The organism is Candidatus Cardinium hertigii, from assembly GCF_050864855.1.
GTDB lineage: Bacteria > Bacteroidota > Bacteroidia > Cytophagales > Amoebophilaceae > Cardinium > Cardinium hertigii_C.
This window is the reverse complement of sequence record NZ_JBOZWW010000048.1, coordinates 25,081-40,828: the sequence shown is the minus strand read 5'-3', so window position 1 is coordinate 40,828 and position 15,748 is coordinate 25,081. Positions and strand designations below refer to the sequence as shown.

Below are 15,748 nucleotides of genomic sequence, written 5' to 3'. Positions count from 1 at the left end.
AATAAATATTACGCTTATTGATCTAACCATAAAAATTAGATTGGATGATACCATCTCAACTATCAATCCTCCACAAAAAGATCACTAGCTATTTGATCAGCTACTAATTTACCACTATTTGTTAAATAAAGTGTATGACCGCTTATGCAACCCAATCCCCATAGTATAATTTTTTCTAAATAATCTTTTTGTATGTACATCAGGTCAATAGCATATTTTTTATAAATCCAATCAAAATCACATCCCCAGCAGGTTCTAATACTGGTCATAATGTATTCATTGATGTGATTGGCAATGGTTAATATTTCTTCGGTATAGGGAATTTTACCATCTTGAATCGCCTTAACATAAAGTGGATTATGATCAATATTCCATTGTCTTTGTGACCCATTGTAGCCATGTGCACCGGGTCCTATACCTATATATGGACCTGATTTCCAGTAGTTGGTATTGTGTCTGGAATATTTTTCTGGCTTGCAAAAATTAGAAATTTCATAGTGCACGTACCCTTGTTTAGAGAAAGTTTCTATTGCTGATTCAAATTGTTCTGCCATTAGTGTTTCATCTGCTTCAACCATGATGCCTTTTTGATGCCAATAACCCAATACGGTTTTGGGTTTAATGGTTAAACAATAGGCAGCAATATGATCTGGTTCCAAAAGTAGAACTTGCGTTAAGTCGGCAGACCAATCCTGTGTAGTAGTAGCAGGAAGCCCATACATAAGGTCTATATTTAAATTATTAAAACCAGCAGCACGTGCCCACGCTATACTTCTTTGGGCCATTGCACCCGTATGGGTTCTATTCATATAACGCAATACAGTATCATTAAAAGACTGTATCCCTATACTCAGTCTATTGATACCCATATGGTACCATCCTTGCAATTTTTCTAAGGTGATGTCATCAGGATTTGCCTCTAACGTAACCTCTGCTGATGGCGCTATAGGGAAATAGCGTATCACTTGATTCAATAGTTGGTTTATTTCTGAAAGAGATAATAAAGAAGGCGTACCTCCTCCAAAATAAATACTGGTAATGGGCATACGTTGTAAATCATTTTGACGTAGCACAATTTCTTTAAGCATACTTTTGACTACCAATGATTTAAGCTTTAAATTTGTGCTAAAATGGAAGGCACAATAGTGGCATGCTTGTTTACAAAATGGAATGTGCAAATAGATGGCTGCATGACTGTTTTCTTGTATGGAGATCAATGGTATAAGTTGGTTGCGATACATATAAGCCTTGGGGTGGTATTGATAATAGCTTGGTTAGCTCCATATGATCCATATCATGCATTGTTTGCCTACTACTTGTACGCCCGTATGATCCAATAGTGCGTCACTAAATACTATGTGTGTAGCAGCTGTGACGGCTTTTAGCTCTTTTTTTAAATCTTCTTCCAAAGCCATACCCTGAATGGTTAGTAGCTCAATTGGAGCTTTTATAGAAAGTTTACCATCTGCTTTGGCTTTGCGTACCAATTTAATAATTTCTCTAAGGTGCGCTACTTGATCCAGTTGTATTTGACTTACAGAAAGCGCTAATGGCCATTTGGGCCAATTACCCCTTTGGTGTATAGAGCCTTTGTGTGGATAAAGTCCATGGGAAAGTTCCTCTGTAATGTGGGGCAAAATAGGTGCAAAAAGTTGTAATAGACCATAAAACGCATGGTAAAGCGTTATAATGGCACTAGTCTGACCTTGATGATCCTCCTCCATAGCATTGTAGACCCTAGTTTTACTAATTTCGATATAGTCATCACAAAAAACAGACCAAAAGAATTTTTCTACACACTCTAAAGCCTCTGCATACCCGTAGGCCAGCCAATGTAGAGAGACCTTTTCAGTTAAGGCAGCTAGTGACTGCAAAAGCCATTTATCTAAAGTATGGGTAATCTTTAATAGATTAAATGGCAGAGGCTGATGTAATAAGTCTACTTTATCAAAATGGCTCAAGAGAAATTTACCAGCATTCCACAATTTAGTAACCAGTCGTTTCCCATTTTTCATCACATCTTCAGAATAGCAAGTATCTACTCCCAAACGGGCATTGGCGGCCCAATAGCGGATTACATCAGCCCCATATGTTGCCAACAATTTTTCAGGAAGGAGTACGTTTCCTTTAGATTTAGACATTTTTTGTTTATCTGGAGACAGGCACCATCCATTAATCATAATATTTTTCCAAGGAAGACTGTCTTCATGCAAATGAGACTTTAGTAAAGTATAAAAAGCCCAAGTACGTATAATTTCATGGGCCTGGGGCCGTAAATCCATTGGAAACAACTGCTGGTGCCTCTTATAGTCTACACTGAAGTCTTTATGAATCGCATGGGAAGAAAGTTGTGGCGAAATACTACTGGTGGCCCAAGTATCCATTACATCATAGTCTGGTTCTACCTCTTCTCTTGTATAGCCTGTGGGTAGATTCTGAAGTGGGTCTACAGGTAATTCGTCTAATTTGGGTAGCAATATTTTCCCTTCTTCACCAGGTCTTTTAGAATACCATACAGGAAAAGGAACACCAAAATAGCGTTGACGGCTAATGCACCAATCCCAAGCAATACCATTGATCCATTCTTCCAGTCTATGCTGCATCGCAGTAGGATGCCATTTTAGTTGATTGGTTTTAGCCAAAAGGGCTGCTTTGTGCTCAATGGTTCGTACAAACCATTGGGGGGTAGTAAGGATTTCTAAAGGGGCACCAGAGCGTTCTGCGCATTTTACAGACTGATGTATGGCCGTTTGTTTGACCAAAAGTGCCTGATCTTTTAAGATTTGAATAATTTTTTCACGTGCTGTTGTTACCTTTAGCCCTTCTAATGGACCAGAATGGGTTATCTTACCTTGTTTATTCAAAATAATAGCAGTAGGCAGTTGATGTTTTTTCCACCATACTACATCTGTTTGGTCTCCAAAGGTGCAGCACATTACCAAGCCTGTTCCCTTATTGGGTTGTACCAGTTCATCTGATAAAATAGGGACCCTGATATTAAATATAGGCGTAATTGCGTGGGTATGCGCCAAATGTTGGTAACGCAAGTCATCTGGATGATAGAATAAAGCGACGCAAGCTGGCAACAATTCTGGTCGAGTAGTAGCAATAGGAAGAGGTGTTTGCGTTGTTTCATGGACAAATAGGATGTCATTCATATGGGACATGCGCGTTTTATCTTCCATATCGGCTTGTGCCAAAGCAGTACCATCTACTGGATCCCACCACATAGGCTGTGCCTTACGGTATAGTGCACCTTTTTCAAAAAGTGCTAAAAAAGAAAGCTGTGCAAGCTTACGCGAAAGTGGACTAATGGTTTGATATTCTAAGCTCCAGTCAACAGAAAGAGCTATAGATTTAAAAATATGTCTAAACTTTTCTTCTTCCGCAACTACTACCTCCTCACATAATTTTATAAAATCAGTTCTATCCATATGGGCTGCACGGACCCCTTTTTGTTTTTCTACCAATCGTTCCGTAGGTAAACCGTTGTCATCAAATCCCATAGGATAAAAAATATTTTTACCCAACATACGTTGAAATCGGACTATAAAATCTGCTTGTGTATAGCTACAGATATGGCCTATGTGCAGCTGTCCAGAAATGGTAGGAGGGGGGGTGTCTACAACAAAAGTATCTGCACGAGGTAATGTGGGGTCCCAGCTATATAAAGCTTCTGTTTCCCAAAAGTGGTGCCAATGTTTTTCTCGTTCTAAAAAATTGTAATCCTTAGGTAAGGAAGGTATCGCCATTGGTTTTGGATTGGAAAAAGGTTTAAGCATTAAAAATATGACAAATATAATTCGCTTCTATGCATTATCCTATCATTTAACTGCCTAAAGCATTTTGTTCATAAGCAGAGGTAATTTTGTTATTGGTCTATGTTATTGCTCTATATGAAATGGAAATACCGTATATTGCAACTAATTTTGATATATTCACAATCAGCTTATTTGGTAATTTGTTTATTCTTTTCATTTTCAAATTTAAAACATAAAAATTTTTAACCTTTTTTAATTGCTAATCCCGATCCAATATTGAGGTTATTTGATTAAACAAACTCGATAGAATCTTTATAGCTGGTTTGTATTGCTACTATAAGTAGGATTAACAACCCCTTTACTATTTGCTTAAAGCAAAGTAAATGTAAAATGTATTACGGATAATTGTTTTCCAAAAATTTCCTTTTGGTCATGTCTATTGTATACGCTTTATGTTATCTACTTTCTTTTTTACCGCTTTCTCTATTATATTGTGTATCAGATTTATGCTATATAATAGTCTACTACCTGATCGGTTATAGAAAAGAAGTAGTCGTACAAAATTTAATGTATGTTTTTGCTACTAAAACGGTTCGTGAACGTAAACAAATAGAAAAATTCTTTTACCGATGTCTATGTGAGCTACTATTAGAACAAATAAAAGCTTGCACGATAACGTCTCAACAACTTTTGCAACACATTACCCTTGAAGATATAGAAGCTATAGAAAAATTTTATAAAAGGAATCAATCGATTATATTGGTTTCGGGTCATTTTGGCAATTGGGAATGGGCTGCAAACGCCCTTGCGTTACAGACATCTTATACCATATGTGCAGGCTATCAACCCTTACACCATAAAGGCATAGATCGTATGGCACTGCGTATAAGAAGCCGTTTTCAACGAAAAGCCATTCCGATGGTTAGCCTATTCAGACATATGACTACCTACAAAGGGTCTCCTCAGGCTACTACACTCTTAATAGACCAAGCTCCATTGCATAAGCGAAACGGCTATGGTACTACTTTCTTAGCCCAATCGACCACTGTTACCTTAACCGCCGCCAAACTAGCCCAAAAGTATAACCATCCCATTTTTTACATTCAAACAGAGCGCATCAAACGGGGACAATATCGAGTAAGGCCTATATTATTAGCAGAAACACCTGTCGAACTATCGGTTCAAGAGATTGCAGAACGTTATACTCAAAGACTCGAAGCAGATATTTTGAACAATCCAGCCTGTTGGCTTTGGTCACATAGAAGATGGAAATAAAAACCATTTTTAGTGGTATCCCAAAAGGCTGTAGATACTCCTCTATACGATCCCCGTGCATTACAATACATCGATCTAGAAAAAATAAAAATAAGCCCTACTATATATTTGGATATAAATCAGAATTTGCTTATCATTTTTAATAACACAACGCTTAAGCTTAATCCGATAGATTAAGCAAATTTATAGCACTGATCTACAAATAAAACAAAAAAAATAACCATATGCAATTCATAAAAAACAAAACAATTCATACTGCAAAATGGTTATTAACCAGCAGCGGAATGCTGATACTAAATAGCAATACGTGTACCTCGAAGACCCTCTCGTCATCTCAGCAAAAAATGCTACAACCAGATAGCGCATATACTTCGATTATATCTAACCCAGAGAAAAAACAAGAAACAATTGAGAAACTCGCTGCGCTAGAAGATGCCTTTAAGAGGCTAGCAAGTAATTCTAAAGCAGTACGAAGACTATTATCCGAAGAGATATCCTCTATACCACAGCCATCATTGGATCCCACCTATAACCATCCTATCATCTATGCAGAGCCATTTGAAAACATCAAAAAGCAATCTATATATTCAGATCCTATTGATACAAAGATTGAAGAGCCTATCTATGCAACCATAGGTGAAGAGAATCCTGAAGAGCATGTCTATTCGGAGCTATTTGAAGGTCATACCTATGGAAACTTAGTTAAAGAGCAGACTACCGAATTGTAATCGAAAAAAGAAGCAAACGAGTTAGTATACTAAACATAAAATAAAAACTATATGAAACGTTTATTAACTAAGGGCCTCGTGTGTTGTGCCACACTAGTTTTAACAGGGCGTGCATGTAAAGAAGCCATCCCATCTAAATTTAAAAGCACTAAAAAACCAATACATACTGATCGTATATTAAATAACCACCAAATATGGCAGCAAAATAAAGTAAAAGGTCAAGGTATCTTAAAAACTATAGATATAACGATAGAAGAGGCATGTAAAATGGAGGTCTGTTTGAAGGAATGGCTCACCAAACTAGGATCATTAGATCGTAGAGAAAATAGAGTGGAACCACATAGTACATCTACAATGGCTAAAGACGATGCATATAATGATGAGATGGTTCAATGTGCAAGTAGATCAACCATTCTTGAAAAAACAGAAGGAAAACAAATACCAAATATCAGGCCAACTTCCGAAAGAGATTCTATAAAACCTATACAATTCTTTACGTCAGATTTCAAATCAAATGTAGCCAATGTACATCAACATATACCCCGTATAAAAGAATTGAATATGGACAAGACGCTAAAGACAATACAAGATCGTATAAATATGATAATATATACACGTAAAAAAGATGATGATGGTCAACTAAGAGATAAACAAAAAGAAAAATTAAGGGAACTGAAACTTATAATAAAGCATGCAGGGCAATACGATTCATTCCGGAATGTTATTCGATTTTATAGTAAAATCAATGATAATATAAACAAGACAAATGGAGAAATAAGCAAACATGATTTAGAATCATATTTCAAGGAAGCAAAAATTACAAATAATATACTATTAGCATCAAAGGTTATAGAAGCTATCAATGACCTAATAGATATGATGAAAATTAAAAAAATTAAAAAAATTAAAAATAATCAATTAGTACCATCTATCATGAAAATTTTTAAATAGGGAAGACAATAGAAATAATTCAATTTTATTATCCTAAAGGCTTACGTTTATCAGGCAAACCTCTATAGTTCCCTTTTTTATTTAAAATGCTCTTGCTTGAGCATTGGTATGGATTGAGTGACTACTAAGTCGAAGAAGAAGTCAATGATTGTATTACTTTTAACTCACCTTTCTAAACTTATGGTCGCATAATAACCAAAATTGAGGATAAGACAGATGCCTATACAAAATCATCTACAGACACGAGAGGGCCAATTAAAACTATAGGAAACAATTTAATTATTTTTCTGTCCTAATTTTTCTGTCCACTATAAGCTTTATTTTTGTACGTGTCGTTCTGCATGGTATGAGGAGCGTACAAGTGGACCTGATTCTACATAGGAAAAGCCCCGTTTGAGGGCCTCCTCTTTAAAATGGGCAAATTTATCTGGATGTATAAAAGCAGCTACTTCAAGGTGTTGTTTGGTAGGCTGCAAATATTGACCCAGCGTTAAAACATCTAATCCATGCTCGCGTAGATCATCCATTACTTGATAAACCTCTCCATCTGTTTCTCCTAATCCAAGCATAATACCCGATTTAGAGCGTTTACCATATGCTTTAATCCGTCTAAGCTGCTCCAAGCTTCGTGCATATTTAGCCTGAGGACGAACGGTTTTATAAAGACGTTCTACCGTTTCTATATTATGAGAAACCACGTCTTGTCCCGCACTAATCATCCGCTCTAATGCCCACCAAATGGCCTTTACATCTGGAATTAATGTTTCTATAGTGGTAGTAGGATTCAAAGCTTTGATGGCTACTACCGTTTGATGCCAAATTTCTGCCCCACAATCCTTTAGTTCATCTCTATTTACTGAAGTAATAACTGCATGTTTAACCCCCATCAAATGAATGGCTTCTGCAACCCGTTTTGGTTCTTCCTCATCATAGGTGGTAGGCCGTCCGGTAGCCACGGCACAAAAGGCACAACTGCGCGTACAAATATTGCCCAATATCATAAAAGTAGCCGTACCCGCTCCCCAACATTCTCCCATATTGGGACAGTTCCCACTGGTACAAATCGTGTGTAGTTTATACCGGTCTACAATGTCACGCACAGCTGTATAGTGCTTACCTATAGGTAACTTAACCCGCAACCAATCTGGCCGTTGGATGGGTGTAATCAATGGTTTTTTTTGTTTCATACAAAAGGTTAAAAAATAGCTTAAAGCTTCATAGTCTATACCACCTCAATATATTAAAACTTGTAAAATATTTAGTTTGCTTGCCCAAATATAGGCTATACCTTCTAGCTGATCCATTCAGTGTCCATGGCATAGTGGGCATATTATATATCGAAAATTATCTTATATTTGCATGCTATTAAGATAGAAAAAACCGTTTAATTGCCTTTTTAGCGGTATAATTTCTGTTTGGAAGCGATACTTTCCCCTAAAATATGCTAAAAAAACCAAATAAAATTACATGATTGTAATCAATGATCTTACCTATCATTTGGGCAAACGAACTTTATATGATTCAGCTTCGTTACATATTAAACCCAAGGATAAAATTGGCCTAGTAGGTCCTAATGGAGCTGGAAAGTCTACCCTGTTAAAGATTATTACGGGTACGCTTGCACCAGATAGTGGAAAAGTCACTAAAAGAAAAGAATGTTCCATTGGTTTTCTCAATCAGGACCTACTTTCTTATCAATCTCAGGATACCATTCGCAATGTGGCCATGCAAGCTTTTAGTACAGCATTGGTTACGCAAAAAAAGATTGAATCTTTGTGTCAAGAGATGGAAGTAAACTATTCTGACGATTTGCTGATGCAGCTATCGAATCTGCAAGAAACCTTTGAAAGAATAGGAGGATATGATATACAGTCAAGGACCGATGCCATGTTAGAGGGTATGGGTTTTGCGACCAAGGATTTAGACCGTTCGCTTTCTGAGTTTTCAGGCGGATGGCGCATGCGCGTTATGTTTGCAAAATTGCTTTTGCAAGAGCCTTCTTTGTTGATATTGGATGAACCAACCAACCATCTAGATTTGGTGTCTATTAAGTGGGTAGAATCCTATTTAAAGAATTACGATAGTGCTTTTATAGTAGTTTCGCATGATAGAAGCTTTTTGGATGGTACTACTACTAAAATTGTAGAAGTTTGTGATAAAAAATTTACCATTTATGTAGGCAACTACAGTGACTACGCCATACAAAAAGCAGAAAGGAGTATGTTACTAGAAAACGCTTATGCCAATCAACAAAAACAGCTTAAACACGCGCAAGAATTTATAGACCGTTTTAGAGCAAAGGCTAGTAAAGCCAAACTGGTCCAGTCTAGGATTAAAGCATTGGATAAGGTCGAGAAAGTAGAAGCACCCACTGTGCATCGTAAAACAATAAAGTTCCAGTTTACGGTCAAACAAAATCCAAGTAAAATTATTGCCGTAATAGAAAAAATAAATAAGTCTTATGGTGGCGTAAATATTCTAAAAGATGCAACTGTACAAATTGACAGAGGAGATAAAATCGCATTAATTGGTGCAAATGGGCGAGGTAAAACTACGTTGCTGCGTATTATAGCTGGTCATGCGTTAGCCGAGCAACAACAAAGAAGTTTTGGTAATAATGTAGAGATGGCTTTTTATGCGCAGCATCAGTTAGAAGCTTTGAATATAGAACATACCATTATAGAAGCTTTGCATGCCCATAACAGCAATGAGCGCACTGAACAAGAGCTGCGTGCCATAGCAGGTATGTTTCTTTTTACCAAAGATGATGTATATAAAAAAATAGCCGTTCTTTCTGGTGGCGAAAAAGCACGCGTTGCCCTAGCAACGGTACTGCTTTCTCAAGCAAACTTTCTAGTACTCGACGAGCCAACCAACCATTTAGATATGCAATCTATTGATACACTCGGACAAGCCCTACACGAATATGAAGGTACTTGTTTGTTTGTATCACATGATCGTAACTTTATCCAGCAGTTGGCTAATAAAATTTGGTATATCGAAAACAAGAAAGTAAAGGTATTTCCTGGAAGCTATGAAGCATTTCAAGAAGCGGTGGATCTGACTTAAATGGGAATTGTATGTAGTTTTTGTACATTTGTTCAATAAGTTTTTTGTTGAGGTAAAAAAGTATTTGTTATAAAAATCTTTTTATACTAACCTAAGAAGGTATAAAAAAATACCTATTCCGATATAAATCCATTTGCTTGTCGTTCCCAAAGTTTTGCAAAATGTCCATTTTTAGCTAGTAATGCTGGTATAGTTCCATCTTCAACAATGATTCCCTTATCAAAAACCAAAATCCGATCCATATGATTTAAGGTAGACAAACGATGTGCAACAACCAAGGCAGTTGCATGCTGGGTTACTTCTTTCAAATTTTCTTGGATCCACTTTTCCGTAATAGAATCTAGTGCAGAAGTAGCTTCATCCATAATCAGTATGGGTGCATTTTTTAAAATCGCACGCGCAATTGCAATACGTTGCCGTTGTCCTCCAGAGAGCTTTACACCACGTTCTCCAACCATCGTTTGAAATCCTTTTTTCATATTTTTTATAAAATCAATACAATGTGCTAATTTGGCTGCTTCCAGTACCTCTGCTTCTCCGGCATCTAAACGACCATATTGGATATTTTCAAAAATCGTGCGGTGAAAAAGAATCGGATCTTGAGGAATCATGGCGATTTGTGCGTGTAAAGAATCTTGGGATACTTTTGAAATATCCTGATTATCTATTAATATCTTCCCACTATTTAGGTTATACAAACGCAATATTAGATGGACGAAAGTAGTTTTTCCTGAGCCAGATAGACCCACTAAACCGACCTTTTCTCCACCTTTAATCTGAACAGAAATTTCGTTAAACATATTCGTCTTCTCTTTATAATAAAAAGTGACCCTATCCAAATAAATAGCTCCTTCGCTAATAAGTAGGGGACGTGTGTTGGGATAATTTTTGATCTCGTGTGGCGCACTTAAAATAGAAAGTGCAGCATTAGAAATACCAATTTCTTTGGCAATCTGTGTGATATGAAAAGCACTATGCCAAACTAATCCCATTAGATTAAAAAAAGTCATGGTAACCAGTGAACAATCCCCTATGGTAATCCAGTGGTTGTTCCATCCATAAACCAATGTAGAAAATGTAATTACCACAAAAATAAGGGTAAGCCACCCTTTATAAAAATTAGCTTTTTCAATGGCCCAAGAGGCTTGCTCAGATTTTTTTATTTCATCTGTTTGATATTTATTTAGATACTTGAGTTCGTAGGATGTGCGTGCAAATAAACGTACGGCCAACATAGCACCCAGGCTATCTACTATTTGGCCATCTAGTTCAGAAATGGCTTCTGCATGCGTTTTGGCTGTATGATTTATATTTTGCATGTTTAAAATGGTTACTGCCACAAAAATGGCTACAAAAACCAATAAAATGAGTCCAAAAAGAGGATGTACCTGTAGAAGCAGTCCCAATGAAATGCAAAAAGTAAGTATAGTAGAGAAAAAGTTAGATATAAAAATATCTAAAATGTGGGCACATGCACGGGGTAACTCTGCAATTTTATTCGCTAGTCCTCCTGTAAAATGTTCAGAAAAATAGCCATGAGCGTGGCCTTGTGTATAGGTAAGAATGCTTTCTCGAATATCTTTTCGAAACCTTGGCCAAACATACATAGATACCATACCATGAAATCTGTTGGCAATTTCCATGAGCAACCAAGAGGAAAAGAGTCCAATTAGGGGAAAAGCTAGTAAGTTAAAAGGGGCATCTATACCTGGTCTAAGTAACAGAAGCTTATTAATCAATATTTTGATAAAATAAGGGCATAATGATTCATTCAGTGGCCAAAATATCATGGTAAAGAACATAAAGCTGAAATGGACCGATTGTCGTTTTACAAAATATAGAATAAAAGGAAAGAGATTTCTCGGTAAGGCATTCATTTCTTTAGGCATTGTAGTTATCTTGTTGATAGGTAATCAAAATGTTTTACAATAAGAACGTTGTGTGTAAGAATATAGGACTTAGTGTTTCTATGTGTTTCTATATCACTTGACCCATAGCATGGGTTCAATCCATTATTTTAGAATAATGTTTCTAAAAATAGCATTTAGTATAGAGTTTGTATAAATTATGCATTACAACAGCTGCTAACATTTTTTATTAATGCCAATAGACCAAATAAATATCGCTAAAAAGAATTATGTAAACAATAATAGATGATTGGCGAGGTTCTGCTGATTCTGTCGCCTTTATTTTAAATGGATATTATCTTGGTGTTTGCATGGACTAAAAGAGAAAAATCTTCTCTATCTAATATATATACAACTGATTTACAATAATTCTAATCTAGAATTGACGTTAATTTAAGCGTTTTTTTTAACAAATACGACAGAACTACAGGATCTAACTATATTTGTATAGGCCCATTGGTTGGATAACGGCCGTTCTCTACCACAATCTATAGGGTCAATATTTTTTACATATTTTATTTATAATCAAGTACTAAAATGGCAGGACATAGTAAGTGGTCTAATATAAAGCGTAAAAAGACTATCAATGATGCAAAAAAAAGTAAAATATTTACCAAGCTGGTTAAAGAGCTAACCGTAGCGGCCAGAACGGGTAGCGCTGAACCAGAATTTAACCCACGATTGCGTTTGGCCATTCAAAATGCCAAAGGGGCTAATATGCCAAAAGATGCTATATTACGTGCGATTAGTAAAGCAAGTAGCCATGATGTAGCTGCGTATCATGAAGTGACCTATGAAGGATATGGGCCACATGGAGTGGCGATTATGGTGGTCTGTATGACCGATAAATTGATTAGAACCGTAGCCAATGTGCGGGCTCTTTTTGCCAAATACGGAGGCAGTTTAGAAAAAAATGGGGCCATTACTTTCTTGTTTGATTACAAAGGTGTTTTTACCATTGCTTCTGTTGATATTAAAGATTATGATGATTTTACCTTAGGCTTAATAGATGCAGGCGCAGAAGCATTAGAAAACGATGGGGCATGTGCCCATGTGATTTGTCCAGTAGCAAACTTTGGAAACATACAAAAACACTTGGAAACAGAGTCTATTGCCCCAACTTTTGCTGGTTTAGAGTATATCGCCCATACTTTTGTGCAAGTAAACGATGCTACACTGCTTAAGCTTATCAAGCTTATAGATGGCTTAAAAGATGACGATGATGTACAAAAGGTTTACCATAATATCGACCTTCAACCAGATCAGGAAGCTTTATGGGGGTAAAAGTCTAAATGGTATTGCCATGAAGGCAATCTACCTCTAAAATATTTATACACTTAAAAAGAAAGATTCCTGTATTATATTACGGAGCACATAATTTATTAGCTTGCTTTGTTAAAGCTACACTTCGTCATACCCGAATGGACACAGCTCTTTTAATCGCTCTTTCTTTTGTTCTGCTTTCTGAATGATGCCTTCTGTTAATGAGAGTATCTCTTTTTTAACTTGCCCTTCTATATTTATTGCTTCTTGTAATAGTTGTTTTATTGTTGTGCTATTATTTATGTATTGTCTAATACAATCAGTGCATCTATTTTTAATCGATTTTATCTTTTGTTCTTCTAATTTTAAATTGAATATCATATATTCTATTAGATTCATACTTTTAATTTTGTCTGTTCTAGATTGTGATTGTATTGTTTTTTGCAGAATGTCTATATCCTGCATGAGGCTGATATATATTAAATTAGGGGTTATTATATCTTTTATAAAAATCAGCATATTATCTACTGTTTTTATATTTTTTCGCATCGCTATTAACATTACTATTGTTTTTGTTCCAAAATTTCTGATCTCATTTAGTTGAGAAATTGGGATATATAATTCATTTTTACAATCATTAAATAATAGTTTGTTTAAATAACTAATATTTTCATAAAATATTTCTTTACAATTTTCTATTGCGTTGTCGACTATTTTTGTTCTAGCATCAATGGATGGGTGTGTTGTAAATACAACACGTAGTAAGCTATCCAATTCATTTACTACTGATTGAATAAGGTTTTGGAATTCTTTATATGGCTGAGTGCTTGTATCATTTTCATAGTAATTTTTTATTACTGCTAATTTTTTCTTCAATACTTCTATCTTTTTCAGTACTGTAATAGATTGCGTTTCTACTTTATCTGTCACATTTTCTATTATATTGTCCCGTAGTATATCGATTAATGGAAGTATTTCGATGCTTTCTATTAGTTTTTTTACTTTTTTTTGCTTTTTTATAATATTTTCTGTATATTTTATAAGTTGATAATGCTCTAGATGCAAATTACTCATTACAGGACAAGTGTGAAAGGCCTCACTAGAAATACTAGGGCAACTCTCTTTGAGTCCTGATTCTGCTAATAAGTTTTGTTCTTTTGATTCGATATGGTTAGTAGGCTCAATAATCTCAAAGCAATCATTGGAAACTACACTCGTGTTAGATAATGGACTTTCTTTTTTTAAAAGTGCTATAGGATCTTTAGTATTGTTATCAGTATTTAGATTAGAAGCATTCAAGGATTCAATAGCAATACTAGGGCAAGTCTTTTCGGATTTTGATTCTCCTAATAAGTTTGGCTTCTTTGGTTCGATATTATTATTAGCATCAATAGTCTCAGGTAATAGTGAGTTGCCTTCTAAGTTCAAGAGGACCAGTGGGTTATTTTTCTTTTCTGGAGATAATCCAGTAGTTGCAATCTCCTTGGAGGGTAATGTTTTGTTTTGCAGCCTATTTTCCGAAAGGGTTGGCTGTGCTACTCCTATATTAGTAGGATGGGTACCATTAGGTTGCTGCTTAGTATCTACTACAGATAATCGTTTATTCTTTTGTGAAAGAAATAATGGTATGAATCGGGAGTTTACTTCCCTTTTTAAGAGTAATGGCTCTAAAAAAAGGTCGTTTCTATTGGATTTGTACAAGTTTTTTCCTAGATTAGTAGGATAAATTTTTCTACTACATGTAAATCCTGTGCTTGATAGCAGAAAAGTACTAGACAGTCCTATTAAAAAAGAAGCAGAAAAAAGCTTTTTAGTTAAAGAATAGGTAAAAATATTAGAAATATAACTAATTTTAGTCTTTTCTAAGCAGGTCTTATTGGTCTGTATGTGCAAGTGTCTCATCTTTTTTACTTTTAATAATGTTTTAATGATTGTTTAAATGATAACTAGACTATAAAAGAACAGTATATTTTTTTATTGAAAAGTCCAAGCTTTTTATTTTGGATCTATTAAATATGTAATACAAGAGCTTGTATTACTTCTTAAAAGTATGGCGCAACAAAGTCCATTAAGAGATATATGTAATATTTAGAAAGTTAATGCTCAAATAAATAGTCTGAAAAAGGTTACTGGTTACCTAATGCAGCCTCTATTGCTTCTACCACTTTTGGGGCCAAAGGATCTGTTGAAGAAGCAAACCATGTAATGCATTGGCCATCTTTCCCTATCAAATATTTATGAAAGTTCCATTTTGGGCGTCCACACCAAGAAACTTGCGTGGCAGCCCATGCATAAAATGGATGAATGGATTTTCCACGAACAGCTGTTAACTCCGTAATGGGAAAAGTAAGGCTACTCCATTTGTTTTGTATAGCCGTTGCTATATCGCAAGACTGTTCAAATTCTTGCTTGCCAAAACTTTGAGAAGATACCCCAAGCACTGTAAAACCATGGATATGGTATCGATCATGTAGCCTTTGTAAGGCATCAAATTGACGGGCAAATCCACAGCGCGAAGCCGTATTCACTACCAAGACTACCTGTCCATTACAAAGATGAAAAGTCGTGCCATCTAATAGGGTAAACGAAAAATCTCTATCCGAGCTGCTATTGGTATCCATACTTTTTACAACTGTTTAAAACAATAGGTTAATTTCTGATTCACTAAAAAAATGCTCAGCTCACAAATTTAAACTTTTTTAGTTAAAATTAAAATTAAAATTAAAATTCTATTTTTTTAGTACAAAAGGTCCGTTGATACATTTGAATCGCAGATTAGATGACAAAACATGGA

The 15,748-nt window shown here is 35.6% G+C and carries 11 protein-coding genes; 5 read left to right on the top strand and 6 right to left on the bottom strand.

Translation table 11 applies throughout. The annotated features are described in order from the left end of the window. Positions 1-62: 62 nt before the first annotated feature. Both hemW and ACRRVB_RS02070 read right to left on the bottom strand, forming a co-directional pair. Positions 63-1,241, bottom strand: coding sequence for a radical SAM family heme chaperone HemW (gene hemW, locus ACRRVB_RS02075; protein WP_432466332.1), 1,179 nt, complete (start codon positions 1,239-1,241; stop codon positions 63-65). A gap of 33 nt (positions 1,242-1,274) precedes the next feature. Further along, a complete protein-coding gene (locus ACRRVB_RS02070) occupies positions 1,275-3,782 on the bottom strand; it encodes a valine--tRNA ligase (protein WP_432466331.1) in 2,508 nt (835 codons plus the stop codon). Between the two features lie 411 nt (positions 3,783-4,193). Between ACRRVB_RS02070 and ACRRVB_RS02065 the strand changes: the two genes are divergently transcribed. From ACRRVB_RS02065 to ACRRVB_RS02055, 3 genes are all read left to right on the top strand, one after another. Next, the gene (locus tag ACRRVB_RS02065; protein WP_432466330.1) at positions 4,194-5,036 is read left to right on the top strand and encodes a lysophospholipid acyltransferase family protein; all 843 of its coding nucleotides are present in this window, start codon (positions 4,194-4,196) and stop codon (positions 5,034-5,036) included. Between the two features lie 344 nt (positions 5,037-5,380). Beyond that, entirely contained in the window at positions 5,381-5,764 is a 384-nt protein-coding gene (locus ACRRVB_RS02060) for an MFS transporter (RefSeq protein WP_432466329.1), read from the top strand. A 51-nt stretch (positions 5,765-5,815) separates the two neighbouring features. Next, on the top strand, positions 5,816-6,715 hold the full coding sequence (locus ACRRVB_RS02055; protein WP_432466328.1) for a hypothetical protein: 900 nt from the start codon (positions 5,816-5,818) through the stop codon (positions 6,713-6,715). A gap of 317 nt (positions 6,716-7,032) precedes the next feature. On the opposite strand, the gene lipA is transcribed toward ACRRVB_RS02055, so the two are convergent. Beyond that, positions 7,033-7,902 carry a lipoyl synthase gene (lipA, locus tag ACRRVB_RS02050; RefSeq protein WP_432466327.1) on the bottom strand — a complete coding sequence of 290 codons (870 nt, stop codon included), beginning with the start codon at positions 7,900-7,902 and terminating at the stop codon, positions 7,033-7,035. Positions 7,903-8,182: 280 nt separating this feature from the next. Here lipA and ACRRVB_RS02045 point away from each other — a divergent pair, with 280 nt between their 5' ends. Next, positions 8,183-9,784 carry an ABC-F family ATP-binding cassette domain-containing protein gene (locus ACRRVB_RS02045; RefSeq protein ID WP_432466326.1) on the top strand — a complete coding sequence of 534 codons (1,602 nt, stop codon included), beginning with the start codon at positions 8,183-8,185 and terminating at the stop codon, positions 9,782-9,784. Positions 9,785-9,897: 113 nt separating this feature from the next. On the opposite strand, the gene ACRRVB_RS02040 is transcribed toward ACRRVB_RS02045, so the two are convergent. Further along, a complete protein-coding gene (locus ACRRVB_RS02040) occupies positions 9,898-11,661 on the bottom strand; it encodes an ABC transporter ATP-binding protein (protein ID WP_432466325.1) in 1,764 nt (587 codons plus the stop codon). Between the two features lie 567 nt (positions 11,662-12,228). On the opposite strand from ACRRVB_RS02040, the gene ACRRVB_RS02035 reads away from it, so the two are divergent. Continuing rightward, positions 12,229-12,975: a YebC/PmpR family DNA-binding transcriptional regulator gene (locus ACRRVB_RS02035; protein ID WP_432466324.1), complete on the top strand. Its 747-nt coding sequence runs from the start codon at positions 12,229-12,231 to the stop codon at positions 12,973-12,975. A 117-nt stretch (positions 12,976-13,092) separates the two neighbouring features. Here the strand turns inward: ACRRVB_RS02035 and ACRRVB_RS02030 are convergent, their stop codons facing one another. Together ACRRVB_RS02030 and ACRRVB_RS02025 are read right to left on the bottom strand one after the other, a co-directional pair. Next, a complete protein-coding gene (locus ACRRVB_RS02030) occupies positions 13,093-14,655 on the bottom strand; it encodes a hypothetical protein (RefSeq protein WP_432466323.1) in 1,563 nt (520 codons plus the stop codon). 425 nt (positions 14,656-15,080) lie between these two features. Beyond that, positions 15,081-15,575 (bottom strand): glutathione peroxidase, encoded by a 495-nt coding sequence (locus ACRRVB_RS02025; protein ID WP_432466322.1) that lies wholly within the window; start codon positions 15,573-15,575, stop codon positions 15,081-15,083. Between the last annotated feature and the right edge of the window lie 173 nt (positions 15,576-15,748).

Excerpts from the sequence above, each read along its gene's own strand:
- ACRRVB_RS02055 (WP_432466328.1), top strand. The coding sequence starts at position 5,816 with ATGAAACGTTTATTAACTAAGGGCCTCGTGTGTTGTGCCACACTAGTT.
- ACRRVB_RS02045 (WP_432466326.1), top strand. The coding sequence starts at position 8,183 with ATGATTGTAATCAATGATCTTACCTATCATTTGGGCAAACGAACTTTA.
- ACRRVB_RS02060 (WP_432466329.1), top strand. The coding sequence starts at position 5,381 with ATGCTACAACCAGATAGCGCATATACTTCGATTATATCTAACCCAGAG.
- lipA (WP_432466327.1), bottom strand. The coding sequence starts at position 7,902 with ATGAAACAAAAAAAACCATTGATTACACCCATCCAACGGCCAGATTGG.
- ACRRVB_RS02040 (WP_432466325.1), bottom strand. The coding sequence starts at position 11,661 with ATGAATGCCTTACCGAGAAATCTCTTTCCTTTTATTCTATATTTTGTA.
- ACRRVB_RS02025 (WP_432466322.1), bottom strand. The coding sequence starts at position 15,575 with ATGGATACCAATAGCAGCTCGGATAGAGATTTTTCGTTTACCCTATTA.
- ACRRVB_RS02065 (WP_432466330.1), top strand. The coding sequence starts at position 4,194 with ATGTCTATTGTATACGCTTTATGTTATCTACTTTCTTTTTTACCGCTT.
- hemW (WP_432466332.1), bottom strand. The coding sequence starts at position 1,241 with ATGTATCGCAACCAACTTATACCATTGATCTCCATACAAGAAAACAGT.
- ACRRVB_RS02070 (WP_432466331.1), bottom strand. The coding sequence starts at position 3,782 with ATGCTTAAACCTTTTTCCAATCCAAAACCAATGGCGATACCTTCCTTA.
- ACRRVB_RS02035 (WP_432466324.1), top strand. The coding sequence starts at position 12,229 with ATGGCAGGACATAGTAAGTGGTCTAATATAAAGCGTAAAAAGACTATC.